We start from the raw sequence: 26,577 nt of genomic DNA, 5'->3' as shown, positions 1-26,577 counted from the left end.
TTCTAGGGATACTCACCTACATGAGCTACTCGAATTACATGGTTTTTATATTGCCAGAACTTCTTACTTGATTGAGTTAACTAGATTAAATGAAATTATTACTGATCCAAAAACAATAAGAACCAAAAGCTTAAATCACATGTCTGTAGATGAATGGATAGAGTTTAAGAAATTATTCCACTTTAACTATAGTCGATATCATGAAAGTGTTAATCGTTTAGCTCAAGAAATTCCTCCTGATCAATTGTTCGAAAATTTAGAAAATATAAACTTAGAACAATCAAGAATACTCTTAAATAGTTATTACGATCTCTGTGCTTACGTCCTTATTGGTAACTCAGATGATAATTTAATAGAAATCGCATATATAGGAGGGATGTATGAAGATCGTATGAACTACTATTTAGCTTTCTTTCAACATGAGTTTAAGACATTACTTAAAAAGTATAAAACTATTTATTTTGAAGCTGATGATTCAGACTATTATATTTCCGCATTAATTCAGAAGTTTAACTGTGATTTATCAAATTCTTTCTACACACTTATTAAAGACGTAAATTAGTATCTATTCACTTTTATGATTTTTCGTATTTTAACTTAACCACTTTAACGCCCATTTAACATAATGGTGCTTATACAAAACTATAAGAATAAATGTTCGTACAATCAGAGTGTTTTTCAAATAGATGCTAAACTCACATAGCATGAATCATTACGTTATTTTGTATTTATAAGAGTCTCCCATGCTGTACCCAATACCCAAAAAAATCCAACTTGCCCCATCTCAAGCCAAATGGCAGCTTGCATCGAACCAATCGGTTTTGGTCTTAGTCGGATTACAAAACTTGCGTATGCAACAGGGCATACAAGAAAGTGGACTCATGGCGAATTTGATTCAATTGACCAATAAAGCCAAAGCACTGGATATTCCCATTGTCGATTTATATGGTGATGACCTGATGCAGGGTATGCAACAGCTTGGTGAATATGCCTCCACGCATCCACAACTGATTTTTACAGGGCAGGTCACACCGATGCTCAAGCAAATCTTACCGCATTTGATGAGTGTGACAGATCAAATAGGTGTGGTCGATGACGCAATCTTATTGGCCAATCAGGAACAGCATATTCAGTGGATCGAAAATATTTCCAGTCAAGGTGTGCATCACTTAAATACTTATAGTCTGACACGGTTGTGGGATTTAAGTGCGCCCTCAGACTATATCTTATCAACCAAAGGTATTATGTTGGCTGTGGCAGAACAGCTAGACATAGATGCTCTGGAGATTGATTCCTATGTCGATTTAAGAAATTATGGATTGGACTCTGTAGCCGTGGTGAGTTTGGTCGGTGTATGGCGTGCACATGGTGCCAATATTCGTTATGAAGATGTACGACAGCATGCATCTTTGCATGAATTGGCAGGCTTCATTTTACAATCCTCAGGTTGATACGCTGCGATTGAGCATTTTTATGACCTAAATCGGAAATTTCATCAGCATTTACATAAAAGCGCATTGTAATTATGGGCGAAGCTTTCTATCATGGCCGCCTTGTTTTTCGCGATCAGCCTGGGATTGAACTTTGAGTAATTTTCTAACCGAACATCTGATACATTGTGATGACGATTTTATGGTCATCCACAAACCTGCAGGTTTACTCACAGTTCCCGGGAAAACAGAAGATTTACAAGATTGCCTGATTAACCGATTATTAAAAATAGAACCAAAAACCTTACTGATCCATCGACTGGATCGCGATACTTCCGGCATTCTCGTGTTTGGTCTAACAAAATGGGGACAAAAAAACATTTCCCGCCAGTTTCAGGAACGCCAGACCGACAAAACCTATCAGGCCGTGGTTGCCGGTACACTCGAAGGTGAAGGTAGCATTGAGGTGCCAGTGGTATATGACCCAAGCCGTCCGCCCTTACATATCGCAGATCCCGCACATAACAAGCCGGCCATCACGCATTGGCAGGCGATCGAACACTTTAATATTCAGGGACAAGCCGTGACTCGGGTGAAACTTACGCCAATTACCGGTCGTTCGCATCAGTTGCGTGTGCATATGCAATATCTGGGACATCCGATTATCGGCGATACCTTATATGCCACAGCCGAACAGCAACAGCTCAGCTCGCGTCTACATTTACATGCTGAACGTTTGAGTTTTTATCATCCTCAAACAGATCAGCTGGTCGAATTTTATTGTCCGGCGCCGTTCTAGAAAATACTTCTTGAATCGGCGTGAATTATGCTCACTTTTTAGTGGGCTTTATGTCAAAATACATTGCTTGAAGGTGTGAAATTTTGCTCCAATGACGTTTCGTGATTGAGCCTAATATTCATAATCTTGTACTTAAGATAAAGGTGGAAAAATTGCAGCAATTTGCTATTGGTCAACGTTGGTTATCAGATACTGAAACAGAACTCGGTTTAGGCGTTCTTATTGATGTTGATGAGCGGTCGGTTAGCATTTTATTCCCGAAAAGCGATGAAACTCGCGTCTATGCACGTAGCAATGCACCCTTATCTCGTATCATATTTAATGTGAAAGATGAATTACATGATCAGGAAGGGACCAAATGGATTGTAGAATCCGTGGAAGACCGCAATGGCGTGGTGCGTTATCACGTCATTCGTACCCTGGAAGATGGGACTGAAGAACGTAAATCGCTGAATGAAACCCGCATTGGTGCCACCATCCAGTTGTCCAAGCCTCTAGACCGTTTATTGGCCAGTCAGGTCGATTATAAAGAATGGTATGACCTGCGTATTGAAGCGCTGCTGATGCAGGCCAATATGCAAAGCAGTCCACTGCGTGGTTTAGTAGGTTCACGTGTCGGCCTGATTCCGCATCAGCTGTATATTGCACATGAAGTCGGTCAGCGTTTTGCACCGCGTGTATTACTGGCCGATGAAGTCGGTCTGGGCAAAACCATTGAAGCTGGTCTGATCATTCATCAACAGCTAAAAACTGGCCGCTCTGAACGTATTCTGATTTTAGTACCGGATTCACTGCAATATCAGTGGATGATCGAGATGCGCCGTCGTTTCAATCTTGAGTTCTCGCTGTTTGACTTGACCCGTACGGCATCCATCAAAGAACATGATCCTGAACAAAATCCGTTCCTGACTGAACAAAAAATTATTGCCTCTGTCGATTTGATGGTCGACCATGAAGATCTTCGTGAACAGGCACTTGAAGCAGGTTTCGACTTGCTGGTGGTCGATGAAGCGCATCATTTGATGTGGAGCGAAGAAGATGGCGGTAATGACCGTTATGATCTGGTCGAAGAGCTGGCTGAACATACGCCGGGCGTGTTGTTGTTGACAGCAACACCTGAACAGCTCGGTGTGGAAAGTCACTTTGCACGCCTGCGTTTGCTTGATCCGCAGCGTTTTAACTCGCTGGATCGTTTCCTTGATGAAGAAGCGCAATATCAGCATACGGCTAAAATCGCAGAAGTGCTGATGTCAGACATGCCGCTAGAAGCAGAACATTTAACTGCGATTGAGGGCTTGTTAGGTCATCCGATTGAAGACCATCCTGAACAGCGTTTCCGTGCCATTCACGAACTTTTAGACCGTCATGGTACAGGTCGTATCCTGTTTCGTAACACGCGTGAAGCGATTCAAGGCTTCCCGGGTCGTGACTGTCAGCCAGCGCCATTGCCAGCACCAGAACACTGGTCGAAAGATGGTAAATTACGTGAGCAAATGTGGCCTGAAGAAGCTCAGCTCGATGGCTCGTGGATGGAAGCCGATCCACGTGTGATGTGGTTGATGGAGCGTTTGCGTACCGATTTAAAACACAAGAAAGTTTTACTGATTGCGCGTAGCGGGCCAGTGGTTGAAGCGCTGGAAAATGTACTTCGCTTACATGCCGGTATTCGTACCGCGATGTTCCATGAAGGCATGAGCTTGTTAGAGCGTGATCAGGCTGCCGCTTATTTTGCTGAAGATTCTTATGGTGCACAGATTTTACTTTGTTCGGAAATTGGTTCAGAAGGACGTAACTTCCAGTTTGCATCTGATTTAATTCTGTTCGATCTTCCTGCCAACCCGGACGTTTTAGAACAGCGTATTGGCCGTCTGGATCGTATCGGTCAGGAAAACCGGATTCAGATTCATGTGCCTTATCTGGTGGGAACTGCGCAAGACCGTATGTTCCGCTGGTATAACGAAGCCTTGAATATTTTCGGCAATATTTCCCCAACCGCACAAACCTTGCAAGAAAACTTTATTGTTCGCTTGAAAGACTGTCTATTGGCAGACAAAGGTCAAGCGTTTGAAGACCTGCTGGAAGAAGTCAGCGTACAACGTGAAGCGCTGGAAGCTGAATTGCAGGAAGGTCGTGACCGTTTGCTAGAGTACAACTCTTGCCGTCCGGTGGTGGCACAGGAAATTGTCAACGCGCTTGAAGACTATGATGACAATACTACTTTGCCGATCTTCATGAAACGCTTTATGGCGTCCACGAATATTGACTTTGACGAGCAAAGTAACGGTACCGTGATCATCAAGCCGACAGATCAAATGCAGGTTCAAGGTTTGACACTGGATGAAGAAGGCATCACTGCCACTTTCTATCGTGATCAGGCACAAATCCGCGAAGATGCGCAATACCTGACCCTGGAACATCCATTCACTGAAAGTGTGATGGAAATGATCAATACTCAAGGCTTTGGTAGCACCAACGTTGCGGTATTAAAATCTGCGGCACTGCCACAAGGTTCGGTATTGCTGGAAGTCTGGTTCAAGGTCGATGTGGTTGCACCGAAAGCATTGAACTTGCCATCAAGCCTGCCGCAACAATTGGTTCGTGTGTTATTAAGCGAGAAAGGTCAGGATCTTTCACAAAAAATTGCGCCTGAAATTTTAAAACCGTATCTGCATCATTTAGATGGCAACAGCTGCCGCCAAGTAGTGAAAGCACGTCGTGATGTGATTGAGGCACGTTATCAGCAAGCACTTGAACTGGCACGTAGTGCATTGCCAAACTTCAAGCAGCAAGCCAAAGAAGTGTATGGCAATAAATGGCAATATGAAATTGACCGTCTGACCTATCTGAAACAGTTTAATCCAAGTATCCGTGAAGATGAAATTTCACGTTTACAGAAGTTGCAGAAAGAAGGTCTCAGCCTACTGGATGGTTTATCTGTGACCCCGGAAGCAATCCAGGTGATGGTAGTCGTCAAGCCTTAAGTTTTAAGCAATTAAAAAATGCAGCTTTCGGGCTGCTTTTTTTTATGGCCGAAATTCGGCTTTTATATTGTTTTGGTCGGGGAATACTGGCCTGTCATTTTTCTTGTGTTTAAAATCAGCCTACTGAATAACAAGAACTAAAAAGTATGTCCAAAGCCTTTATTGGTCTCGGTGCTAAAACCACTCACGGTGGTATTGTGGTGGGAAGTGAGCCGTCTTTGATTATGAATGGCATCGCCGTACATTTAAATGGCATGACGCATTATTGTCCCAAATGCCAGACCATGGTCACCGCAATCTCCAGCGATTTATCTATTACTGTCAAAGGACGGGCAATGCTTATCGCAGGGGATAAGACCAGTTGCGGCGCGACTTTTCTAGCCATGCAGCATTTGACGGTATCGCAGAAATAAATCTTAAATTCGTTTAATAAAATAAGAAGAGCTGACTTCAAGGTCATGCTTTGAGCGTTTTGGCACTATCACATGACTTTTCAGATCAGTAAGCTCATCCGATGATTTCAGGATGAATACGCGCTGCGTTTGGAAAATAATGAAACAAGCCCTACATTTTACCCATGCCAATGGCATCCCTGCGGCAACCTATCAGAAATTTCTGGACTGTTTCCAGCCAGAATATGAGGTCAAAGCGATTCCCTTGATTGGCATGAAGTCGCAATATCCGATTACGCCAGACTGGCGCTATCTGGTCGATGAAGTCATTACAGATATCGAGCAGCAATTTCCTCAGCAGCAGGTGGTGGGTCTCGGACATTCCTTTGGTGGTCTGGTGACTTTGATGGCAGCGTATCGACGTCCGGAACTGTTTTCCAAACTGTTAATTATGGATCCGCCATTTATTATTGGAAAAAACAGCGCCATGTTTGAACTGGTTAAAAAGCTGAATCTGAAAAGTATCGATCGCTATACACCTGCAGGAATTACGCTAAAACGCAAGGATCACTGGCCATCGAAACAGGCCGCAGTTGATGCACTCAGATCAAACCGCTTATTTAGCAATTTTGATGAGCAATGTTTTGCTGATTATATCGAGAGTGGCATTCAGCCAGAACCTGAACGCGGTGGGGTGACTTTGAGCATTCCAAAACAGGTAGAAGCGGAGATTTTCCGGACTGTACCGGCATGGTGGTGGCGTACGCCAAGACGACCACCTGAAGTGCCGATTCATCTGATGACTGCAGAGCAGAGCCAGTTTTATCAGCAGGGTTTGCCTCAAGGCATGCACAAGATTTATCGGATCAATTATTCAGTGGTCGAAGGCGGACATATGTTTCCGCTTGAGTATCCGGAAGCGACTGCAAAGGCGGTCAAAGCTCAACTTGTATTGTTGTAATCGTCATAAAAAAGAGACGACTGGTACCACTACTGTTGCACAATTTTAACTAGGCTATAGTTTGAATTGTATGGAGTAATAAAAGCAATTCGATAGTGTTTTTAAATATCTGATATTTATACTTGGATATTGCGCAGCCTCATCTTTCCTTTAAAAGTTTAAATGGATTTGTGCAGGCGCAACCCTACTTTGGAAAGCCCCAAAGTAGGCAAAAGTCTCTTATTACCCATACACGACGTCCTGTCGTGATAGGTAGTGTGTGGCATCCCTGCCACACGCGCGTAACTTAAAGCTAATCACTTTAACTTTGGGACAGTAATCCGTCTAGTACGTCTCTTTTTATATCATTTTACGCAAATTGGAAAATTAACGCAGCTGCGAATCTTCCAGATGGCGAGCGCCTTCCAGAATCATCCGAATCATGAGCATGGTCTGTTCGGCAATTTCCTGGCGGTCTTCAGCCGGCATGTCAATGACATTGGCCCCCATGTTAAACACCAGTTGAGTAATGGCTTTGGCGGCAATATCGGCATGTAATAACTTTCTATTATTCAGGCGTTCCAGACGAATCAAATCATCCTGCAATTCCTGCTGAAAATAATTTAACTGGCGTTCTACAGCCTGTTTATACGATTTTGAACCGGTATAACCTTCACGCAATAACAGGCTTAAATTGCCTTCATCTGCATCCAGCTGAGCAATAAAAATTTCGACCGAACTACGAATAATACTGCTTTGTCGGGAGGCTTTTAAGCGTGCTTCATGCAGAATCTGACGTAATACAATCCCGGCACGATCAATCAGCTCAATGGCCAGCTCATCAATATCTTTAAAATGACGATAGAAACTGTTTGGCGCAATACCGGCCTCACGTGCGACTTCGCGCAGGCTCAACGATGCAATACTTTTTTGTGGACCAATCAGGTTTAATGCTGCCTGAAACAGTTCTTCTTTGGTAATGGTGGCCTTGCGACCGACACTCCGTACGATAATCGGCTCATCAATGCTTTTCGATTGTAGTAGAGATGCGTCACTGCTTATTTTCATTGAAGGCTCGTTCATCAATAGGTTCATGCATGAATCGTTTGATTATAACCGAGCACGACAGGCTTGTGAAATGAATGGAAACAATACACATGTATATACAAATATATATACATGTGTATAATAATTCAAAACCTCAAGATGATGTCGATAACGATGCATGTACTCCAAAAACTTAAAATGCCGTTGAATGCACTGTCTGACAGTGTCGTCGATCAGCATGCGATTAATTTCTGGATTCAGAAACTCAATCCGATATGGTCGTTGAATCAGCCATTGGGCAAGATTGTGCACAAGGAAAATGCTGCACAGGATATGCTGAGTCTGAAAATTCAAGTGAATCGTTTATTTAAGTTTGGTAAAGCGGGGCAACACCATCCGGTCTATGTGGTGGTGAAGGGCATCCGTTATGAACGTAGCTATAGTTTGACCCATGTAGATGCCCAGCATGTGTTATTGACCGTGAAAAAAGTCCATGCCGGTAAAGTCAGCACCTGGTTTGCAGAGCAGGCGCAAGTGGGTGATGTCATCGAATTTGGTCAGCCTTATGGCGATATGACTGTGCCTCAGCAGGAGAGTCCACTGATCTTGCTTGCAGCAGGCAGCGGGATTACCCCAATGCTGAGCATGCTGGAAAGCCTGAGCAAAAAGGGTGAATTATCAACACCAGTGAGCTTGTGGTACTGGGTTAAAAAACATCAAGATGCAGCATTTAAAGCACGTTTCGAAGAACTTGCTCAGAAACATACAAATTTCTCATTTCATGTTTATGCCACGCAAGAACAAGCTGCGGCAGCTCGTCTGAATGAAACTTATCTGACAGATTTGCAAAATCTGGAAAATAGCACGGTCTATTGCTGCGGCCCGTCAGGTTTTGTATCGACTGCAGAGCAGCTGTTTGCTTCAGCCAAAGAGTTTAAGGGTGAAGCCTTTAGCATGAGTCTGGCGGATCAATCCGATATCGGCTTTATTAATGTCACCCTGACCCAGTCGAAAAAAATTGTCAGTATTCCAAAAGGCCAGTCCATTTTGGTGAGTCTGGAACAACAAAATATCAAACCGACACATGGTTGCCGTATGGGCATTTGTAATAAATGCGCCTGCAATAAAGTGGAAGGTTCGACCAAGAATTTGGTAAACGGCGCACGAAATACTGAGCCAGGTAATCTGCTCAAAATTTGTGTTAACTCAGCGCAGACTGATCTAGTCATCGACCTATAAGCGAGTTTTATCCTATGAATATGCCAGTAAAATTTCAATATTTTAAAAATCCTAAAAACCGTGAATTATCACAAGTAGAACTCGATGAACTTGCACGTGAACTTGATGCGATCAAGCAAGAAGTGCTGGATGATTTAGGTGAAAAAGACGCGAAATATATCCGTCGTGTCTATTCAACCATCCGTTATTCATCAATTGCCGGTCGTGCGCTATTGTTTGCAGGCTGGTTCCCACCAGCATGGTTGCTAGGCACAGGTCTATTAGGCTTTGCCAAAATCATGGAAAACATGGAACTGGGTCACAATGTCATGCATGGTCAGTATGACTGGATGAATGATCCTAAAATGAATGGCCAGACCTATGAATGGGATATCGTAGGTACTTCGGATAACTGGCGTCAAACCCATAACTTTAAACATCATACTTATACCAATATCAAAGGTATGGATGATGATATCGGTTATGGTCTATTGCGTCTGTTCCCAGAACAGCGCTGGAAACCGGGTTATTTATTACAACCGATTTATGCGGTGCCATTCTGTTTGCTGTTCCAGTGGGGCGTGGCCATTCAGAACCTTGAATTGGGTAAATATTTCAAAGGTCGCAAAAGCAAAGAGCAGACCAAAGAAGAATGGCGCCCAATGCAGAACAAAATCGGTAAACAATTGTTTAAAGATTATGTGTTCTTTCCATTGATTGCAGGTCCTGCTGCTTTGCCAGTTTTGACGGGTAATATGGTGGCCAATGGTCTGCGTAATATCTGGACGTTCAGTATTATTTTCTGTGGCCACTTTACCAAAGATGTAGAGGTGTTCCCGAAATCGGTACTGCAAAATGAGAGCCGTGGTCACTGGTATATGCGCCAAATTCGTGGTTCATCTAACCTGACCGGTTCTGAAGCATTCCATATCTTGACGGGTCATTTAAGTCACCAGATTGAACATCATCTGTATCCTGATGTGCCTGCCCGTCGTTACCGCCAAATGGCGCCAAAAGTTCAGGCGGTGTGTGAAAAATATGGTTTGAACTACAACAATGCCAGTCTGGTAAAACAGTATGGCAGCGTAATCAAACGTATTGTGAAATATGCATTTCCGTTTAAGAAATAATATTTCTTAAAGCTAAAAACCACCTTATTTGAGGTGGTTTTTTTATGGATGAAGCTTATATTTAAACAAAAAAGTCTGGATGATTCAGTCATCAGATCTGCCTTAAAAGTATCATTGAGCGACAACTCATCTGTCATTTAAGTGCTTGTTAAAGATTATTATGGCGTATCAATAAAGCGGAAATTTTAAAGCCCTAATATGTCATTGAATCGGATGGTAGATTAATTTTTGGCAATTGCTGATCTTGTCCTTCCAGATAGCTTTGATGTGCCAAACTCAGCATTTCCTGATCTTCTTCGCTGTTACCATAGGCATAAATTTCAGCATAATCTTCCAGACGATATTTTTCTAAAATTCTCAGTTTCTTCTGCGCATTACTACAATCTGGAGTCTGATAAAATCCTGTTATTTTTCCAGCTTTGATTTCAACTTCGCTACACAGTAAATCGATATTTAAATAGGTACAGACCGGTTTCAAGTATAAATCCAGTGATGCTGAAACCAGCGCGATCTCATGACCCAGTTGCTGATGTTGCCGAAGTTGCTGCAACAGTTTTGGATTAAACTTAAAGACCAGCTGCTGGGCATAGTCCTGCGCCAGTTGTAAAATTTCTTCTGCATCGCTGTCCTTAAACATGTTGCCATACAATTTTGGACGCATCGCATGGGCAGGGTACAGCTTCAGATAATAGGCCTGAATCCAGGGCAGGAGACGAATGCCGCGTCTTAAAATATGCCGTTTTTTCAAGGCATAGAAAATGAACCCGGTAAAACTGTCGTCTGTATACAGGGTGCCATCAAAATCAAATAAGGCTAGAGTTTTAGGTGTTTGATTTTGCGCATGCATGTTTGATATCGACCATCGACACGGGTGGCAAACCAGTTGGTATTGTAATCACGACTCAGTTTTGGTCCAGAAATGACCACTTCCGGCATGATTGCATATATCGGATCTTTGCCTGTTTTTTCCTGATAGAGCTTGCTGATCCCACGATAGGTCATGGTATCTTCAAAATCTTTCTCTTTTTCTTTCTTTAAATCGGCGCGGATTTGACGTTCGGTAATAATAAAATTATTTTTCGCAAATACACTGATCAGCTCACGCTCGGATTGACTCTTCTGCGAACGGATCGCGCCATCTTTGTTATAGAGTAATAAATCGCCATCCAGATCGAGTTCAGCTTCAGTTAAATCATTGAGCATGCTCTGAAAAGCGGCATTTCGGCTGGAATACATGCCCGAGTTATAGTCTGCAAAACGGTAGATCGGTTTGTCATAATCTGCAGGATACATCATCAGACGATGAATCCCGTAATATAGGCCGCCATATTGCGTATAGACATCGGAGCGTAAGGCTGCGATGTTGCCACCTTGACGTTTATATTCCTTGACATAACTAATATGCACTTGCATTGAACCCAAAGTGGTAATCGGATTCATTTTCTCGCCAATGTTCTGGCCGACCAGTTTTGCAGCACCGGTCAGTGCGCTGACATGGTAATGCTTCGACATATAGTCAAATATTTCACGATATAACTCATCCAGTTCGCGTTCGGTTTTTACCCGGCGCATCTGGCTTAAATAGTTATCTTCTGGGCTTGGATGGTTCTTGAGTACTTCCTGGAAATATCCCGCAACTGTTCCACCGATTGCTTGTCCGAGTTTATCTTTGAATTTTTCTTCAAGACGATCCTGAACTTCTTTAACCGCTTTTTCTCCCAGACCTGGTACTGTAGGGTCTGCCACAAAATTGGATTCCTGATCGACCACGGCCACAATCGTGCAGACATTTTCCTTGGTTTGAGGAATACCCAACTGTTCGGTGATGTCGTAAATATCTTGTGCCCAGGACTCACGCTGATTTACCCGACTCGGAATTGCTTTACGAATATGTTCAACTTCAAGTGTCGGTTCATCATCTTTTGACCACCATGAGCCATTGCCACAGCCGGCAAGACCCAGAGAAAGTGCAAGTACAGACAATGACTTAACAGAAAAACAATCAGCAAAAGTTTTATTCATGGTGTGGTAAATTAATTGAAAAGATGAGCGAATAAGGCAGATGCAGTATACTATGCCCATCAAAAAAGTGATGAATTTATATGTATATTGGTCCATATCAACTGTCAAACAATTTGATTGTCGCCCCCATGGCAGGTGTGACTGACCGTCCGTTTAGAACCTTGTGCAAGTATTTTGGTGCAGGTCATGCGGTCAGTGAAATGATGACCTCAGACAAAACTTTGCGTATGAGCAAAAAAAGTCTCTACCGTGCCAATTTTGATGGGGAGCTGGCACCCATCTCAGCCCAGATTGCCGGTTCAGATCCACAAGATCTGGCTGAGGCTGCGCGTTATCAGGTGGCCAATGGTGCACAAATTGTTGATATTAATATGGGCTGTCCAGCCAAAAAGGTCTGTAATCGATTAGCCGGTTCAGCCTTGCTACAGGATGAAGATTTAGTTGCCCGTATCTTGGATACCGTCGTGGCTGCGGTCGATGTGCCGGTGACTTTAAAAACCCGTCTGGGGTATTTAAATGGTCATGAAAATATCATGCGGGTGGCAAAACGTGCGGAAGATGCCGGAATTGCGGCGCTGGCTTTACATGGCCGTACCCGTGAAGATATGTATTTAAATACCGCCCGTTATTCACTCATTAAAGATGTAAAAGACATGTTGAATATTCCCGTGATTGCCAACGGAGATATTGACAGTCCTGAAAAAGCCAAATACGTACTGGATTATACCGGTGCAGATGCCATCATGATCGGACGTGCAGCACAAGGTCGTCCCTGGATTTTTCGTGAAATTGCCCATTATTTAAAAACTGGCCAACATCTGGATGCGCCGAGTATTACAGAAGTTAAGGATGTTCTATTGGGACATTTGGCTGAGCTATATGAGTTTTATGGCGAGTATTCCGGTTGCCGAATTTCCCGGAAACATATTGCCTGGTATACCAAAGGTCTGCGTTCAAGCAACGAGTTTCGTCAGGGCATGTATCAGGTAGAAAATACAGCTGATCAATATCGTGTAGTAGAAGATTATTTTAATACTTTACTTGAACATGGCTCAACCATGAGTGATGTTCAGGTCGAACAGGTCAATTTATTAGAGACCAAATGATGGCAGGCTAGTAGGAGGTAATCAAGAAATATGTTTTGTGTAGAAATACTACCTTTTTTATCTTGAGCGCGTCGATTTTAGCACGCTGTTTACACTTAAGCCGGTCAAATACACAGCACAACATTTTGTTGACTTAAACCGGACAGGACTTGGACATTGCTTACTTAAACTTGTTCTATGATAGATTCATCTAATATGAACAGGAGGTGATCCTTCTTGTTTGTAGTCATCACCAAGGGAGATCTGTAATGACAAATACCAATCGTCCAGTCACAGAATTTAGCCATAAAACGTCAACGGAATTGCCACAAGAACGCAGCGAAGGCTTAAATATAGATCCTACTGATGCCAATGCACGTCCGGATTTAAATACTCCTGAAAAAGATAATCCGAATGTGCCAGATATGAATGAAGGCAAAGATAATCTGGCCGCGACCGGTGCGGGTACAGTAGGTGGTGCTGCTGTAGGGGCCGTTGCAGGTCTGGTCGGTGGTCCTCCAGGTGCAGTGGTGGGCGGCATTATCGGTGGTGTGGTTGGTGGCATTGCCGGTAATGATATTGCAACATCAGATCGCCAAAAACAGGCAGATAACTACCAGCATCCAGAAGTTCGAAGTGAGGCAGATAATTATCAGCATCCCGACCAGTTGATTGCCGAAGATAATTACTGGCGCGATGAGTATCATAATCGCCCGTATTTTAATGAAACGCGGAATACCTACAGCGATCTAGACTATGATCGTGACTATCGCGGCGCTTATCGCGTAGGTTATGAAAACCGTGCCATGTATGATCGTGATACAGATTTTGATCATGCGGAACCTGAACTACGGACCAAGTGGGAACAGGTGAAAGGTGAATCCCGCTTAAATTGGGAAGAAGCCAAGTTTGCAGTCAAAGATGCCTGGCATCGACTTACCCGCTAAGTCCGACTGAATAAAAAACCTCTCTAATTAGAGAGGTTTTTTATGCTGATAAATTTTAGAGATGTTTCATTTCCAGCACCAGCTGATTGATCAGATCAGACGCTTCCATTTCACGAATTTGTGCCACATTTGAGCCTGCCCAGAACGCGCCATAACCCTGATCGTCTTGTTTGGCTGCAGCAGCATGTAATTGCTTGGCCAGATCATAGGTATAAGGATAAGCCGGCACATCCAGACGATCGGGTGTGTCGACATCCATATGCCAGTGGTTGATGATTCCGCGAGCAGGGCGACCGGAAATACTGGCACTGACTTGAGTGAGTGGCTTGGAAAGCAGGGCTTTACGATAAGCCTCGTTGGCATTGGACGATTTGCACTGTACAAATGCAGTGCCAAGTTGCACGGCATCGGCACCGAAATCCAGCATTTGTCTTGCCTGTTGGCCGTCCATAATCCCGCCTGCCGCTACAATCGGCAGGGAACAATGCTGTTTGATCAGTTTCACCAGATTAGAGGTTTTGACCGAAGCATCGAATTTGGTACTGAAAATTCCACGATGACCGCCGGCTTCAATGCCTTGGGCAATAATAATATCAATTCCGGCAGCTTCGATGGCTTTGGCTTCGGCAAAATTGGTCGCAGAAACCATGGTTAAAATTCCTGCCTGTTTTAAGGCTTGAATCTGATGCGGATGCGGAATGCCAAAATGAAAACTGACCGCCCGTGGTTTGGTTTCCAGCACCAGATTCAGGAAGTCATCATTGTCTTTAAAGCTCGGATAAATACAGTTTAAATGCTCGGGTGGCTGCGCCCCATATTCAATAAATTTATTTTTAAACTGTGCGATCCATGCCTGCGCGACAGCTTCATCTAGGGGCACACTGTCATGACAGAAAAAATTCACCTGAAAAGGGCAGTCTGTCAATTCTTGAGTTTTTAAAATCTGTTGTCGTGCTGCCTCGATACTGCTGGCTCCCAAACCGAGTGAACCCAAGCCGCCTTGATTGGACACTTCAGCTGCAAGTTCAGCTGTAGAGACACCTGCCATCGGCGCCAAGAAAATAGGATGTTTAATTCCGAGATTTTCTAATAAAGACATAGATTTGCTCCTTGTTATGTTTTTACTTTGCCCTTGAGTTCAAAATTAAGCAAATCATATTGGTTATTTTATTTTGAAATACTTAAACTTTGCTTAGCTGTCATTTACATTTCTCACGACACGCTATGTCGCTAGCCAGACAGATCAACTATAGCGCTGCAATTGAAGACTTTATAATAGCATTTTGGTCAAATCTTTCTGAGCTCATGTCTGATCGTATCCGTGAAAAACTGCAAATTTTAGCCGATGCTGCCAAGTATGATGTGTCCTGTTCATCCAGTGGAAGCAATCGTAAAAATAAAGACAAAGGGGTAGGAAATACCGGCAATGGTATTTGTCATAGCTACACCGAAGATGGCCGCTGCGTTTCCTTGCTGAAAATTCTATTTTCCAATGTCTGTATTTTTAATTGCTCTTATTGTGTTTCGCGCCGTTCCAATGACGTCAAGCGAGCAGCATTTACCGTGCAGGAAGTGGTGGATTTGACCATGAACTTTTACCGCCGTAATTATATTGAAGGTCTGTTTTTAAGCTCGGGTATTTTTAAATCAGCCGATCACACTATGGAGCGGATGCTACAGGTGGTGAAAAAACTGCGACTAGAAGAAAACTTTAATGGCTATATTCATTTGAAAACCATTCCGGGTGCATCTCAGGAAATCATTACCGAAGCCGGACTATACGTAGACCGCATGAGTATTAATCTGGAAATGCCGACTGAAGCCGGATTACAGAAGTTTGCTCCTGAAAAAACCCATGCCGAAGTACAAAAAGATTTGGGGATTGTGCGGGATCGACTGATCCAGCTCAAAGATGAACGCAAATTGATTAAATCGGTGCCAAAATTTGTACCTGCCGGACAAACCACACAGATGGTGGTGGGCGCACACAGTGAAACTGACCAAGACATTATTTTAATGGCCGATCGGCATTACAAGGAATTTAAGCTGAAACGGGTGTATTTTTCCGGCTATATTCCGATTAATCCTGAAGAAAAAGCCTTACCGGTTGTCGGTTCAGCGCCGCCATTATTAAGAGAAAACCGTCTATATCAATCCGACTGGTTAATGCGTTTTTATGAATTTTCTGCCGATGAAATTGTCGATGACCAGCATCCGAATCTGGATCTGGATATTGATCCCAAACTCAGCTGGGCCTTGCGACATCCTGAAGCTTTTCCAGTTGATATTAACCATGCCGACTATAAAATGATTTTGCGTGTACCGGGTATTGGGGTAAGTTCGGCCAAAAAAATTGTACAGGCACGCCGTTTTGGTCAGATTCATATCGATCAGCTAAAACGCATGGGTGTGGCATATAACCGCGCACAGCATTTTATCCGCTGTGCTGATACGCCAAAATTTAAGAAAGATCAGCAATCGCATCAGATCCGTCAGCAAATTTTACAGTCTGGTCAATCTAAATATCAGCAGCAGCTTTCACCACAGCTTGGACTGGCATTCTGATGGCCTGTTACTGTTTTGATGGCAGCATGACCGGCTTGCTCAGTTGTGTATTTCGGGCTTTTGAGTTTAAGGAATTGAATGCCCGCATCACTGCCAATCCACAAGCACAAAATGGCCTGTTTGATGAATTTATTTATGTTAGCTCTAATGATGAGCATGGACAGCGGGTCTGGCAGGGGCTCAAGCAAAAAGTCTCCTCCAGCAGCTTGCGTGCCTTTTACTATACTTTTCTGTCGGAACAAGAAGCAGCGTTTCAGATTCTATTTGATTTCGCGGTTTATGTATTTAAAAACCAGCGACCTGTCGATAAAGATTATGGTCATCATGCGGTTATCGGTATGTCGCAATGGGCCAAGCAAGTCGGACGGGAAAAGCACCGTATGGAGGCTTTTGTACGCTTTAAAAAGGCCAAGGATGGACTATTCCTGAGTCTGGTTAAGCCAGACTTTAATGTTCTACCGATTATTTCCCGACATTTTCAGGAGCGCTATCAGGATCAATCCTGGCTGATTTATGATGAGCTGCGCAATTATGGGATTTATTATGATTTAGAGCAGGTACATCAGGTCGAGATGAATGCTGAAGCAATTGATTCACAAATCCAGATTGGGCACAGTCAGTCATTCAGTATCGAACTGGATGATGATGAATGGCTGTATGATCAGCTCTGGAAAGATTATTTTAATAGTGTGAATATTCAGACACGTAACAATATGAAACTGCATATTCAATATGTGCCGAAACGCTACTGGCGTTATATGAATGAGAAAACACTTTAAACAGTACATCTGGCATCTTTCAGGCATAATAAGCGTTTATATTTAGATTGAGTGCATAGATATGAAGGTATGGCTAACGTCATTGGCGCTGCTCATTGGATTAACAGCATGCTCGAAAGAGCCACAAAAACCGGTCGTCGATCCAGTCAAATATCAGGTTCAGACAGCGCAGGAATTGCAGCAACGTTTTGATGCACTCAATAGCCAATTGGCTCAGGATTTTCAGAAATTTAAAAAACTAGAAAGTATTGCTTTCTCACACCAGTTTCCTTTAGATGTGAATAATCTGCAAACTTTAAACCGTCATTTGGTCAGCAGTACGGCATTAAAACCAAGTAAAATTGCCTATTGCGATATGATGAATGCTTATTTTGCCGATATGTATCGTTTGGGGCATTATAATCTGGAACTGGTCGATGACATCCAATTGCCGAATGCTGCCAATGAAAATCTAAAAGACAATTTTTCGAATGCCGATCACTTCTATACTTTTATTCTGGATCGCTATACCACTTATCGTCAGGTTCAGCAGACCATGGGTTATGGTTGTAATTTAAAAGCCGCGCTTTAAATCTTAAAGATAAAAAAGCCTATCATTAAGATGGGCTTTTTAGTTTAAATAATTAACAACCTGTAATTTTTTCAGCTTGTGGTTTTTCTTCCGGGAAGAAGATTGGACGAAGTTTCACCCCAATACCATTACCGATAAAGGCAAACACCAGCCATAACCAGCCATGTAAACTGCCTGAAGCGATGCCACTGAAATACGCACCAATATTACAACCATAGGCCAAGCGTGCACCATAGCCGAGCATGATGCCACCGACAACAGCAGCAATGAGCGAGCGTTTCGGAATGTTGAAATTCGGGGCAAACTTACCTGCCAGACTGGCTGCCAGCAAAGCACCGAGCATGATGCCAAAGTTCATCATCGAGGTAATATCAAACCACAACGACTCTGTAAGTGCTTTGGCATTGCCAGCTTTCTGCCAATAATCCCATGCAGTTACATCAACACCCACTAAAGTGGCGCCTTTTGCACCCCAAACTGCCAGGGCAGAAGTCACGCCCCAAGGACGACCTGCAAGTGCCAACGTCGCAAAGTTGAGCAGGGTCAGAATAATCCCGCCCCAAATCAGAGGCCATGGACCACGAATAAAGCGTTTCCAGCCTTGATGCTCACTGCTTGGTTCTACTTCCAGACGACCATGACGTTTCTTTTCGAAATAAACAGTCGCCGCAGCAATCAGTGCAAAAATAACAAAGCTCAGCAGCAATCCAGGCATCACCCCTAAACTCTGTACCAGAGAAATAGGTTCCAGATGCGGCAAAGCAAACCACCAGTCTAAGTGTGAGGTTGCAATCACAGAGCCGATACAGAAGAACAAGAGTGTTACCAGCATACGTGCACTACCACCACCCACGGTATACAGCGTACCCGATGCACAACCGCCACCGAGCTGCATGCCGATGCCGAAAATAAAGGCACCAATCATGACTGACATGGAAACAGGACTGACGTTACCTGTGACCGGGTTGCCAAACAATTCACCCGCACCTAAAGCGGGGAAGAATAACAATACTGCTAGAGCGAGCATAATCATTTGTGCACGCAGACCACGACCGCGACGTTCCTTGATAAAGACGCGCCAACTCGAGGTAAAACCAAATGAGGCATGGTACAGGGTCATGCCTAGCGCACCACCGATTAAAAATAACAGAGCCTGATTTAAGCCAACGATCTGATAGGCACCGATTGTACCGATTACAAGTAAAATAAAAGCCACCCAGACCGAAATATTCGACCGTTGGGAAGCAGCAGCAATGACTGACATGGGAGATTAAATTTTAAAAATAAAGGCTGGTATTCTACTGAATTTCAGCTTAAATGCAGCCCATTTTGGCCAATGAGTGAGTATTAAGTCATTCTTATAGTTGATAAGTTTTATCACTTTATCTGATTTGTGGGAGTGAATTATAAAAATAAATCTAATGGAACATCTCATTATTCTGTAATTCTCTACACTTAAGCAGCTTAAATAAATTGCAGATTTAATCGTATGGTTTTATGCCGATAGATCAGTATCGAGCATTTTTGAGTTTCTAGATTTTCAAATGAAGTACATAAAAAAGCCTGCAAATTGAATCGCAGGCTTTTTAAGCATTAAACTGAGAGCTAAAATCAGTTTTCAGCTTTTTCTCGAACATTGCCAGCACCTTCTTCAACCGCAGCTGCAGTGGCCGCAGTGGCTTTTCGTGCTGCTTCAGCAGTAGCATCTGCTGCTCGAGACGTTGCAGCAGCAGCTTCGTCAGCTGCTTGAGCTGTATTTTCCGCTGCATTATCCAAGGCTCTTTCAGTGTCTACCGCAGCTTCACGGCTTGCATCTTGCATATCATGACCGGCTTGATCTGCTGCATTTTCTAAATGCTCACCTGTCGTTGCCCCGGTTTCAGGTGCTTTATCTTTGTTACAGCCGACCAAGGCAACAGTTGCCACTAAACCTAAAGCAATCATTAATTTATTCATCGAGTAATATCCCTTGTTGTTGTATAGCTGCCAACTAATTTAACAGTCATTTCTTAAAGTTTATGCTAGAAAATAGATCAAAATTTGTTGATTAACTGTAACTTTTTTCAATACTTATGCTGCTTTAACTCGCTCAGGACTTATTTAATAAGTTGTTTTAAGTGTATTAAATGAGTCAGATCCAGAAACTAAAAAATTTCTAATTTAATAAGCATTCAAGGATGATGGAAATGAACGGGGTATATTATTAATCTTGCGATTTAAGTTGTCAGTCGTGTAAAAAAGATGATTTTAAGCAATAAAATCCCAGTCATAAAAAAAGCCCGCAGGGTGCGGGCTTTTTAAAGAGAAAATTAGAGACCAGCAGAGGCTTTAAGCGCTTCCACTTTGTCGGTTTTTTCCCAAGTAAAGGCCGTATCAGAGCCTTCACGGCCAAAATGACCATAAGCCGCAGTCTGCTTATACATTGGCTGAATCAGATCCAGCATGCGGGTAATGCCATATGGGCGTAGGTCAAAGTGCTCACGAACCAAGGCAATAATCAATTCTTCAGATACTTTTGCAGTATTAAAAGTGTTGATTGAAATTGAAGTAGGTTCAGCAACACCAATCGCATAAGACACCTGGATTTCACACTTGTCTGCAAGACCAGCCGCAACGATATTTTTTGCTACATAACGCCCTGCATAGGCAGCAGAACGGTCAACCTTAGATGGATCTTTACCAGAGAAAGCACCACCGCCATGACGCGCCATACCACCGTAGGTATCTACGATAATTTTACGACCAGTCAAACCACAGTCACCGACAGGGCCGCCAATCACGAACATACCCGTTGGGTTGATGTGGAATTTGGTCTCTGCATGGAACATATCGGCAGGAATGATTTTCTTCACGATTTCTTCAATCACAGCTTCTTTAAGATTGGCTTGTGAAATTTCAGGATCGTGTTGAGTCGACAAAACCACAGCATCTAAACGAACAGGTTTGCCATTTTCATAAGCAAAGGTCACTTGGCTTTTCGCATCTGGGCGTAACCAAGGCAAAGTTCCATTACGACGAAGCTCTGCTTGTTTTTCCATTAAGCGATGTGCATAGGTAATTGGCGCAGGCATTAAAACGTCAGTTTCACGGCTGGCATAACCAAACATCAAACCTTGGTCGCCGGCACCTTGATCTTCAGGTTTCTGACGGTCTACACCCTGAGCAATTTCAGGTGACTGTTTGCCAATCATGTTGATTACGGCACAGGTCGAACCATCAAAACCCAGATCAGAATGGTGATAACCAATACCGTTCACGGTATGGCGTACTACCGCTTCAAAATCGATATTGGCCGTCGTTGTGATTTCACCGGCAAGTACAACCGCACCTGTTTTTACAAGCGTTTCACAAGCAACCCGTGCATAAGGGTCTTCTTTTAAGATTGCATCCAAAATAGCGTCACTGATTTGGTCAGCCATTTTATCTGGATGGCCTTCGCTTACAGATTCCGAAGTAAATACAGCGTACTCGCGCATAGTCCTATCACAGTTAATTTTAAAGACCCGATATGTTACATCGAGTTGCGCTCTAGGACTAGCTTAACACGACAAAATTGGTCGAAATTGTTTCAAATTATTGTGTTTTTAATTGATTAATAGAATTAAAAAAATTGATATGTCGATTTAACCGTCATTGCTGATTTGGCAAGGAGCGACAAATTAATCCGGATTTTCCCAGATGTAGCAAAATTAAACAGTTATATTCTCGAATAAATTTTAAAAGATCGCTGATTGGAAAAATATAAAGCTAAAATCTGAGCAATTTTCAGGAAAGTGATCATTACATTAATACGCTCGCATGTGATTCAATATGATTCGACTAGCTGTATTGTGGTTGCATCGGCTTCTCTGCATATTAGGCCTAAGGTTTCACTACTGGCCGGTTAAGCATGGCCAAGATTCTTTTTGTATGGGCTTCTTGAAGTAAGGCTGTACGGAGATAAGTCATGATGTATCAAAAGGCATTTACCTTAATTGAGGTGATGATTGTACTGACGATGATAGCGATTTTAGCCACCATGGCGTTTATGAGCTATCAGGGCTATGTGGTACGTGCTCAACTGGCTGAAGTGTTTGAGCAGGCTGGCACATATCGAACTCAGTTCATTGCCTCAGGTCAGCATTGTGATGCTGGACGCGAGATTGGGGGGAATACACGATATATCGAAAAAGTGGTGATTAATGCAACATGCCGAATTGAGTTTAAGCTGCGACAGCAAGGCCTAGATGCAGCGATTCGGGGTAAATCAATTGCATTTGATGTCTATACGGGAAAATGCTTCTCGACCGATATTTATCAGCGCTATTTACCTAAAAGCTGCCAAGGGCGCTAAGCACGCTTGCTGCTTATGATTGAGCCTAAATAGATGTAAGCTTTTCATCTAAAAAATACATAGTTGATCGATCTATTGATAAGAATGAATCATCAATGCTCTTCATCATCGACGAGAAAATTATATGACACATCTCTCTTTAAACGGATGGAGCCGACTTTAGATTAAAAACGAAATAACAGTCAATTCTAAAAAATGCAGGGTTGAAAAGCTCAATCAGACAACAATATGCTAACTATCATGTCTAATAAATCCCTCGCAAAAGTGACCAGAGAAAACAGAACTAGAGAGAAAAATGTGGAATAATTACCCGATAAGGAAATACAAGACTAATAAACTGATAAATGTTGTTGCTTAGTCTTTACCCCTCGCTGTTTTTTTAAGACAATAGACCATAGTTTTGAAAGTCTTTTCATCATTTCCTATTTCTGAATATTTTGGACTCTGATTTATGACAACCCCGCTTAATGAACGTCGTATTGCAAACGCAATTCGTGTATTGGCAATGGATGCTGTGCAAAAAGCAAACTCAGGACATCCAGGTGCTCCAATGGGGATGGCAGATATCGCTGATGTGGTTTGGCGTGAATTCCTGAACCACAACCCGACCAACCCGAATTGGGCTAACCGTGACCGTTTTGTATTGTCAAATGGCCATGGCTCTATGCTTCAATATGCACTGCTTCATTTAACGGGCTACGATCTTTCGATTGAAGATCTAAAAGCATTCCGTCAACTTCATTCTAAAACACCTGGTCACCCGGAATTGGGTTATGCACCCGGGATTGAAACGACGACTGGTCCTCTAGGTCAAGGGATCGCCAATGCTGTTGGTTTTGCGCTGGCTGAAAAAACCTTAGCCGCACAATTTAATAAAGATGACCTTCAGGTTGTGGATCACTTTACTTACTGCTTCCTGGGCGATGGCTGCCTGATGGAAGGTATTTCACATGAAGTGTGTTCATTGGCAGGTACCTTAGGTCTTGGTAAGTTAATTGCTTATTATGACGACAATGGTATCTCGATTGATGGTGAAGTTGAAGGCTGGTTCTCTGACGATACCGAACAACGCTTCTTGGCTTACGGCTGGCAAGTACTTAAAGTAGATGGTCATGATAGCGAAGCACTTCGTGCTGCAACTTTAGCAGCTAAAGCTGAAACTGCTAAGCCAACCATCATTATTTGTAAAACAGTGATTGGTTTGGGTTCACCAAACAAGCAAGGTAAAGAAGACAGCCATGGTGCGCCACTCGGGCATGATGAAATTGTCTTGACGCGTGCAGCATTAGGCTGGACTGACGAAGCATTTGTTATTCCTGAAGATGTGTATGCAGCTTGGGATGCCAAAGACAAGGGCGCTAAAACTGAAGCAGCGTGGAATGAAACATTTGCTGCCTATGCTGCAAAATATCCGACTGAAGCGGCAGAGCTAAAACGCCGTATGTCAGGTGATTTGCCAGCGGACTTCGTTGCAAAAGCAGATGCTTATATCGCTGAAGTGAATGCTAAAGCTGAAACCATCGCGACACGTAAAGCAAGCCAAAATGCATTGCAAGCACTGGTTCCATTATTGCCAGAAGTTCTAGGCGGTTCTGCGGACTTGGCTGGTTCTAACCTGACGCTGTGGAAAGGTGCGCAAGGTGTACAAGACAATGCAGCGGGTAACTACGTACATTATGGCGTGCGTGAATTCGGTATGACTGCAATCGCCAATGGTGTTGCGCTGCATGGCGGTTTCATTCCTTATGTGGCTACATTCCTGATGTTTATGGAATATGCACGTAATGCAGTACGTATGTCTGCCTTGATGAAGCAACGTGTGATTCATGTGTACACACATGACTCTATTGGTCTAGGTGAAGATGGTCCTACGCATCAGCCAATCGAGCAAATTGCATCTTTACGTGGTACACCAAACCTGAATACCTGGCGTCCATGTGACACCGTTGAAGCTGCAATTTCTTGGAAGTCTGCATTGACTCGTTCTGAGGGTCCGACAGCGTTAATCTTCTCTCGTCAAAACTTAGCTTTCCAAACTCGTACTCAAACACAAATTGAGAACGCTGCGAAAGGTGGTTATGTATTGGCTGAAGAAAAAGGCGAATTAAAAGCGATTATTATTGCAACAGGTTCAGAGGTTGCTTTGGCAATGGAAGCTTATGCACAGCTTGAGGGCGTGCGTGTCGTGTCTATGCCATGTGCTGAAGAATTCATGAAGCAAGATGCAGCGTACCGTGAAGCGGTTCTTCCATCCAATATTCGTGCGCGTGTTGCGGTTGAAGCAGCGCATGTAGATTATTGGTGGAAATTCGTTGGTCTAGATGGTCGCGTGATTGGTATGAGTACTTATGGTGAATCTGCACCTGCAAAAGACTTGTTCCAGCACTTTGGTATTACCACTGAAGCCGTTGTTGCAGCAGTAAAAGAAATTACTGCTTAATCAGCCCTTTAAAAGTTTAAAATGGCGTCCCAGTTTTGGGGCGTCTTTTTGTTTTTTGGTCTTTTTAGCTCTGTTTTCATGTGACAAGAGTTGAAGAGTTCTCTTGATAATTGAATGCAAAAAGTGAGATGAACATGAGCTTGTACGAGCAAATTAGCGAAGAAATTACTCTGATGGATGCAGGCGAACAGAAATGGATCGGGCAGGATCTACCTCTTGAGGCCATGATGGCGGTTGAGTTAATGCTGCAAGAACTCGCGGAAGAAAAAGTCATCAAAGTCCGCCGTAAAAACCATGAAAAGACGACTGGCCTAAAACAGGTTGATCGTATTCTGGTTGAAAAACTGTAAAGCTAAAATACTAAAAAGTCCCTGATTGGGGCTTTTTTTATGCCAGATGATTTTTGTCTGGAAGTTGCTTATCAAAACCAGATGAGATAAAGATAAGCTTGTAACTCGCTATAGAACTCAGCATCCTATCGAAACGGCTTATATTGATGAAATAGGCAAAAGAAGTTGGTAAACATGAAAATAAATTCCCAGATTCAGATCAAATCTTTAGAGCAAATATCACAGTACCAATGGCTGCCTTTATGGCAAGAATATCAGGCTTTTTATCATGCGAAGATCTGTGACGAGGTCAGTGAAAATACCTGGGCGAAATTACACAGTACTGAGCTAGATTCGATGTATGGATTTGCTGCATTGCTTGATGAAAAAGTGGTGGGCATTGTACATGTGGTCGAGCATGACAGCAGTTGGACGCTACGGCCTTATGCTTATTTGCAGGATTTATTTGTGCCTTCGCAGTATCGAGGTCAAGGTATCGCTTGCAAGTTGATTGAACAGGTTTATCAGGTGGCAGAACAGCGTAATTGTGACCGCGTTTACTGGCTCACGCATGAATCAAATCGTCAGGCACAAATGCTCTATGATAAAGTGGCCAAAAAGACCGGATTTATCCAGTACCGTATGGATTAATAATAGAAATTTAAAAAATAACTTACAAATTTATCGTTTCATCGCTGCAACAAAACGTTTTATCTTTAGAGCTGTAAATATTTCTGAATTCTATACACTGAATAACATCCAAAACGAGAGATAAAAACATGAATTTCAAAACATTAGCATTAGGCTTAGCGGTTTCATCTGTAGCAACATTTTCTATTGCAAAACCAGTAACCTATACAATTGACCCGACCCATACTGCAGCCGTATTTAGCTGGGATCATTTCGGTTTTTCTACGCCATCTGGTAATTTCTCTGATATTCAGGGCAAAATCGTGGTGGACAATGAACAACCGGCAAAGTCAGCTGTGCATGTGACAATTCCAGTATCCAGTATTAATACCAACGTGACAGCTTTAGATGATCACTTAAAGAAAGCCGATTTCTTTGATGCAGCAAAATATCCAAACATCAGCTTTAAAAGTACCAAAGTAGAAACGCAGAACAAAAAGAACTTCAAAATTACTGGTGACTTAACTATTAAAGGCGTGACCAAACCTGTGGTATTGGATGCTGTTTTAAACAAACAGGCTGAACATCCAATGATGAAAGTTCCAGCAATTGGTTTCAATGCAACCACTTCATTTGACCGCTCTGCATTTGGTTTAGGAGCAAACGTACCGAGTGTGGGTGATAAAATTACTGTTCAGATTACCACTGAAGCCACTGTACCTGCGCCTACAAAGAAATAAGATTCTCTGTATGGGTAGTATGAAAAAGCACCTGATTTAGGTGCTTTTTTATCAAATAAAATGACTTAGATCTAATCACGATTCAGAATCAGCAGACAGCCAAAACTGATAAAGATCCCGCCTGTAACTCCATCAATCCATTTGGCAAATTTTTGATAATAAGTCGTCATCTTCGGCATTGAAAAAATAATGGCTACAA

At 42.9% G+C, this 26,577-nt stretch carries 25 protein-coding genes; 18 read left to right on the top strand and 7 right to left on the bottom strand.

The window, feature by feature from the left end; translation table 11 throughout:
* From FTV48_RS11265 to FTV48_RS11240, 6 genes are all read left to right on the top strand, one after another.
* Window positions 1-562: hypothetical protein (locus FTV48_RS11265; RefSeq protein ID WP_218945920.1), on the top strand; the 562-nt coding region annotated here is incomplete at its 5' end.
* A 181-nt stretch (window positions 563-743) separates the two neighbouring features.
* Window positions 744-1,451 carry a phosphopantetheine-binding protein gene (locus tag FTV48_RS11260; RefSeq protein WP_180000382.1) on the top strand — a complete coding sequence of 236 codons (708 nt, stop codon included), beginning with the start codon at window positions 744-746 and terminating at the stop codon, window positions 1,449-1,451.
* A gap of 133 nt (window positions 1,452-1,584) precedes the next feature.
* Entirely contained in the window at window positions 1,585-2,229 is a 645-nt protein-coding gene (locus tag FTV48_RS11255; RefSeq protein ID WP_180000379.1) for an RluA family pseudouridine synthase, read from the top strand.
* 143 nt (window positions 2,230-2,372) lie between these two features.
* On the top strand, window positions 2,373-5,210 hold the full coding sequence (rapA, locus tag FTV48_RS11250; protein WP_180000377.1) for an RNA polymerase-associated protein RapA: 2,838 nt from the start codon (window positions 2,373-2,375) through the stop codon (window positions 5,208-5,210).
* 146 nt (window positions 5,211-5,356) lie between these two features.
* Window positions 5,357-5,623 carry a PAAR domain-containing protein gene (locus tag FTV48_RS11245; protein WP_180000376.1) on the top strand — a complete coding sequence of 89 codons (267 nt, stop codon included), beginning with the start codon at window positions 5,357-5,359 and terminating at the stop codon, window positions 5,621-5,623.
* 139 nt (window positions 5,624-5,762) lie between these two features.
* Entirely contained in the window at window positions 5,763-6,563 is an 801-nt protein-coding gene (locus FTV48_RS11240) for an alpha/beta fold hydrolase (RefSeq protein WP_180000374.1), read from the top strand.
* Window positions 6,564-6,929: 366 nt separating this feature from the next.
* Here the strand turns inward: FTV48_RS11240 and fabR are convergent, their stop codons facing one another.
* On the bottom strand, window positions 6,930-7,610 hold the full coding sequence (fabR, locus tag FTV48_RS11235; protein WP_005096625.1) for an HTH-type transcriptional repressor FabR: 681 nt from the start codon (window positions 7,608-7,610) through the stop codon (window positions 6,930-6,932).
* A gap of 153 nt (window positions 7,611-7,763) precedes the next feature.
* On the opposite strand from fabR, the gene FTV48_RS11230 reads away from it, so the two are divergent.
* Both FTV48_RS11230 and FTV48_RS11225 read left to right on the top strand, forming a co-directional pair.
* The gene (locus tag FTV48_RS11230; RefSeq protein ID WP_218945917.1) at window positions 7,764-8,828 is read left to right on the top strand and encodes a flavin reductase family protein; all 1,065 of its coding nucleotides are present in this window, start codon (window positions 7,764-7,766) and stop codon (window positions 8,826-8,828) included.
* A gap of 14 nt (window positions 8,829-8,842) precedes the next feature.
* Complete coding sequence (locus FTV48_RS11225; protein ID WP_005096627.1) at window positions 8,843-9,937, top strand: acyl-CoA desaturase; 1,095 nt, start codon at window positions 8,843-8,845, stop codon at window positions 9,935-9,937.
* A gap of 193 nt (window positions 9,938-10,130) precedes the next feature.
* Here the strand turns inward: FTV48_RS11225 and FTV48_RS11220 are convergent, their stop codons facing one another.
* Window positions 10,131-10,784 (bottom strand): HAD family hydrolase, encoded by a 654-nt coding sequence (locus FTV48_RS11220; RefSeq protein ID WP_180000372.1) that lies wholly within the window; start codon window positions 10,782-10,784, stop codon window positions 10,131-10,133.
* Window positions 10,751-11,959 carry a DUF1615 family protein gene (locus FTV48_RS11215; protein ID WP_180000370.1) on the bottom strand — a complete coding sequence of 403 codons (1,209 nt, stop codon included), beginning with the start codon at window positions 11,957-11,959 and terminating at the stop codon, window positions 10,751-10,753. Before FTV48_RS11215 ends, FTV48_RS11220 begins: the two co-directional genes overlap by 34 nt.
* Window positions 11,960-12,039: 80 nt before the next feature.
* On the opposite strand from FTV48_RS11215, the gene dusB reads away from it, so the two are divergent.
* Both dusB and FTV48_RS11205 read left to right on the top strand, forming a co-directional pair.
* Window positions 12,040-13,065, top strand: coding sequence for a tRNA dihydrouridine synthase DusB (dusB, locus tag FTV48_RS11210; RefSeq protein ID WP_180000368.1), 1,026 nt, complete (start codon window positions 12,040-12,042; stop codon window positions 13,063-13,065).
* 248 nt (window positions 13,066-13,313) lie between these two features.
* Window positions 13,314-13,991, top strand: a complete 678-nt coding sequence (locus FTV48_RS11205; RefSeq protein WP_100357098.1) for a hypothetical protein — start codon at window positions 13,314-13,316, stop codon at window positions 13,989-13,991.
* 55 nt (window positions 13,992-14,046) lie between these two features.
* On the opposite strand, the gene FTV48_RS11200 is transcribed toward FTV48_RS11205, so the two are convergent.
* The gene (locus tag FTV48_RS11200) at window positions 14,047-15,090 is read right to left on the bottom strand and encodes a nitronate monooxygenase family protein (protein WP_180000366.1); all 1,044 of its coding nucleotides are present in this window, start codon (window positions 15,088-15,090) and stop codon (window positions 14,047-14,049) included.
* A 206-nt stretch (window positions 15,091-15,296) separates the two neighbouring features.
* On the opposite strand from FTV48_RS11200, the gene FTV48_RS11195 reads away from it, so the two are divergent.
* The 3 genes from FTV48_RS11195 (at window position 15,297) to FTV48_RS11185 (ending at window position 17,906) form a co-directional block, all read left to right on the top strand.
* Window positions 15,297-16,556, top strand: a complete 1,260-nt coding sequence (locus FTV48_RS11195; protein WP_100355061.1) for a putative DNA modification/repair radical SAM protein — start codon at window positions 15,297-15,299, stop codon at window positions 16,554-16,556.
* The gene (locus FTV48_RS11190) at window positions 16,556-17,335 is read left to right on the top strand and encodes a TIGR03915 family putative DNA repair protein (protein WP_100328722.1); all 780 of its coding nucleotides are present in this window, start codon (window positions 16,556-16,558) and stop codon (window positions 17,333-17,335) included. Before FTV48_RS11195 ends, FTV48_RS11190 begins: the two co-directional genes overlap by 1 nt.
* A 61-nt stretch (window positions 17,336-17,396) precedes the next feature.
* Window positions 17,397-17,906 (top strand): hypothetical protein, encoded by a 510-nt coding sequence (locus tag FTV48_RS11185; protein ID WP_005096639.1) that lies wholly within the window; start codon window positions 17,397-17,399, stop codon window positions 17,904-17,906.
* A gap of 52 nt (window positions 17,907-17,958) precedes the next feature.
* Here FTV48_RS11185 and FTV48_RS11180 read toward each other — a convergent pair whose 3' ends face one another.
* The 3 genes from FTV48_RS11180 to metK form a co-directional block, all read right to left on the bottom strand.
* Entirely contained in the window at window positions 17,959-19,170 is a 1,212-nt protein-coding gene (locus FTV48_RS11180; RefSeq protein ID WP_074382887.1) for a YeeE/YedE family protein, read from the bottom strand.
* A gap of 347 nt (window positions 19,171-19,517) precedes the next feature.
* Window positions 19,518-19,862, bottom strand: a complete 345-nt coding sequence (locus tag FTV48_RS11175; protein WP_005096643.1) for a hypothetical protein — start codon at window positions 19,860-19,862, stop codon at window positions 19,518-19,520.
* Window positions 19,863-20,215: 353 nt separating this feature from the next.
* Complete coding sequence (gene metK / locus FTV48_RS11170; RefSeq protein WP_005096646.1) at window positions 20,216-21,382, bottom strand: methionine adenosyltransferase; 1,167 nt, start codon at window positions 21,380-21,382, stop codon at window positions 20,216-20,218.
* Between the two features lie 473 nt (window positions 21,383-21,855).
* On the opposite strand from metK, the gene FTV48_RS11165 reads away from it, so the two are divergent.
* From FTV48_RS11165 to FTV48_RS11145, 5 genes are all read left to right on the top strand, one after another.
* Window positions 21,856-22,239 (top strand): prepilin-type N-terminal cleavage/methylation domain-containing protein, encoded by a 384-nt coding sequence (locus FTV48_RS11165; protein WP_035337922.1) that lies wholly within the window; start codon window positions 21,856-21,858, stop codon window positions 22,237-22,239.
* Between the two features lie 451 nt (window positions 22,240-22,690).
* A complete protein-coding gene (gene tkt / locus FTV48_RS11160) occupies window positions 22,691-24,679 on the top strand; it encodes a transketolase (protein WP_074382885.1) in 1,989 nt (662 codons plus the stop codon).
* 134 nt (window positions 24,680-24,813) lie between these two features.
* The gene (locus FTV48_RS11155) at window positions 24,814-25,029 is read left to right on the top strand and encodes a hypothetical protein (RefSeq protein WP_005096650.1); all 216 of its coding nucleotides are present in this window, start codon (window positions 24,814-24,816) and stop codon (window positions 25,027-25,029) included.
* Between the two features lie 174 nt (window positions 25,030-25,203).
* Window positions 25,204-25,659 carry a GNAT family N-acetyltransferase gene (locus FTV48_RS11150; protein WP_005171309.1) on the top strand — a complete coding sequence of 152 codons (456 nt, stop codon included), beginning with the start codon at window positions 25,204-25,206 and terminating at the stop codon, window positions 25,657-25,659.
* Window positions 25,660-25,787: 128 nt separating this feature from the next.
* Window positions 25,788-26,378, top strand: coding sequence for a YceI family protein (locus tag FTV48_RS11145; protein WP_005171307.1), 591 nt, complete (start codon window positions 25,788-25,790; stop codon window positions 26,376-26,378).
* The last annotated feature ends 199 nt before the right edge of the window (window positions 26,379-26,577 follow it).

This window comes from Acinetobacter sp. YH18001, assembly GCF_013416975.1.
Lineage (GTDB): Bacteria > Pseudomonadota > Gammaproteobacteria > Pseudomonadales > Moraxellaceae > Acinetobacter > Acinetobacter pseudolwoffii.
This window is presented reverse-complemented; position numbering and strand designations above follow the sequence as displayed.

Bases quoted from the DNA above. Each gene is read 5' to 3' on its own strand.
- FTV48_RS11205 (WP_100357098.1), top strand. From the start codon at position 13,314: ATGACAAATACCAATCGTCCAGTCACAGAATTTAGCCATAAAACGTCA.
- FTV48_RS11225 (WP_005096627.1), top strand. From the start codon at position 8,843: ATGAATATGCCAGTAAAATTTCAATATTTTAAAAATCCTAAAAACCGT.
- FTV48_RS11245 (WP_180000376.1), top strand. From the start codon at position 5,357: ATGTCCAAAGCCTTTATTGGTCTCGGTGCTAAAACCACTCACGGTGGT.
- FTV48_RS11230 (WP_218945917.1), top strand. From the start codon at position 7,764: ATGCATGTACTCCAAAAACTTAAAATGCCGTTGAATGCACTGTCTGAC.
- tkt (WP_074382885.1), top strand. From the start codon at position 22,691: ATGACAACCCCGCTTAATGAACGTCGTATTGCAAACGCAATTCGTGTA.
- FTV48_RS11175 (WP_005096643.1), bottom strand. From the start codon at position 19,862: ATGAATAAATTAATGATTGCTTTAGGTTTAGTGGCAACTGTTGCCTTG.
- FTV48_RS11200 (WP_180000366.1), bottom strand. From the start codon at position 15,090: ATGTCTTTATTAGAAAATCTCGGAATTAAACATCCTATTTTCTTGGCG.
- FTV48_RS11180 (WP_074382887.1), bottom strand. From the start codon at position 19,170: ATGTCAGTCATTGCTGCTGCTTCCCAACGGTCGAATATTTCGGTCTGG.
- FTV48_RS11155 (WP_005096650.1), top strand. From the start codon at position 24,814: ATGAGCTTGTACGAGCAAATTAGCGAAGAAATTACTCTGATGGATGCA.
- FTV48_RS11190 (WP_100328722.1), top strand. From the start codon at position 16,556: ATGGCCTGTTACTGTTTTGATGGCAGCATGACCGGCTTGCTCAGTTGT.
- metK (WP_005096646.1), bottom strand. From the start codon at position 21,382: ATGCGCGAGTACGCTGTATTTACTTCGGAATCTGTAAGCGAAGGCCAT.
- FTV48_RS11260 (WP_180000382.1), top strand. From the start codon at position 744: ATGCTGTACCCAATACCCAAAAAAATCCAACTTGCCCCATCTCAAGCC.
- FTV48_RS11220 (WP_180000372.1), bottom strand. From the start codon at position 10,784: ATGCATGCGCAAAATCAAACACCTAAAACTCTAGCCTTATTTGATTTT.
- FTV48_RS11165 (WP_035337922.1), top strand. From the start codon at position 21,856: ATGTATCAAAAGGCATTTACCTTAATTGAGGTGATGATTGTACTGACG.
- dusB (WP_180000368.1), top strand. From the start codon at position 12,040: ATGTATATTGGTCCATATCAACTGTCAAACAATTTGATTGTCGCCCCC.
- FTV48_RS11185 (WP_005096639.1), top strand. From the start codon at position 17,397: ATGAAGGTATGGCTAACGTCATTGGCGCTGCTCATTGGATTAACAGCA.
- FTV48_RS11240 (WP_180000374.1), top strand. From the start codon at position 5,763: ATGAAACAAGCCCTACATTTTACCCATGCCAATGGCATCCCTGCGGCA.
- FTV48_RS11195 (WP_100355061.1), top strand. From the start codon at position 15,297: ATGTCTGATCGTATCCGTGAAAAACTGCAAATTTTAGCCGATGCTGCC.
- FTV48_RS11145 (WP_005171307.1), top strand. From the start codon at position 25,788: ATGAATTTCAAAACATTAGCATTAGGCTTAGCGGTTTCATCTGTAGCA.
- fabR (WP_005096625.1), bottom strand. From the start codon at position 7,610: ATGAAAATAAGCAGTGACGCATCTCTACTACAATCGAAAAGCATTGAT.
- FTV48_RS11150 (WP_005171309.1), top strand. From the start codon at position 25,204: ATGAAAATAAATTCCCAGATTCAGATCAAATCTTTAGAGCAAATATCA.
- FTV48_RS11215 (WP_180000370.1), bottom strand. From the start codon at position 11,959: ATGAATAAAACTTTTGCTGATTGTTTTTCTGTTAAGTCATTGTCTGTA.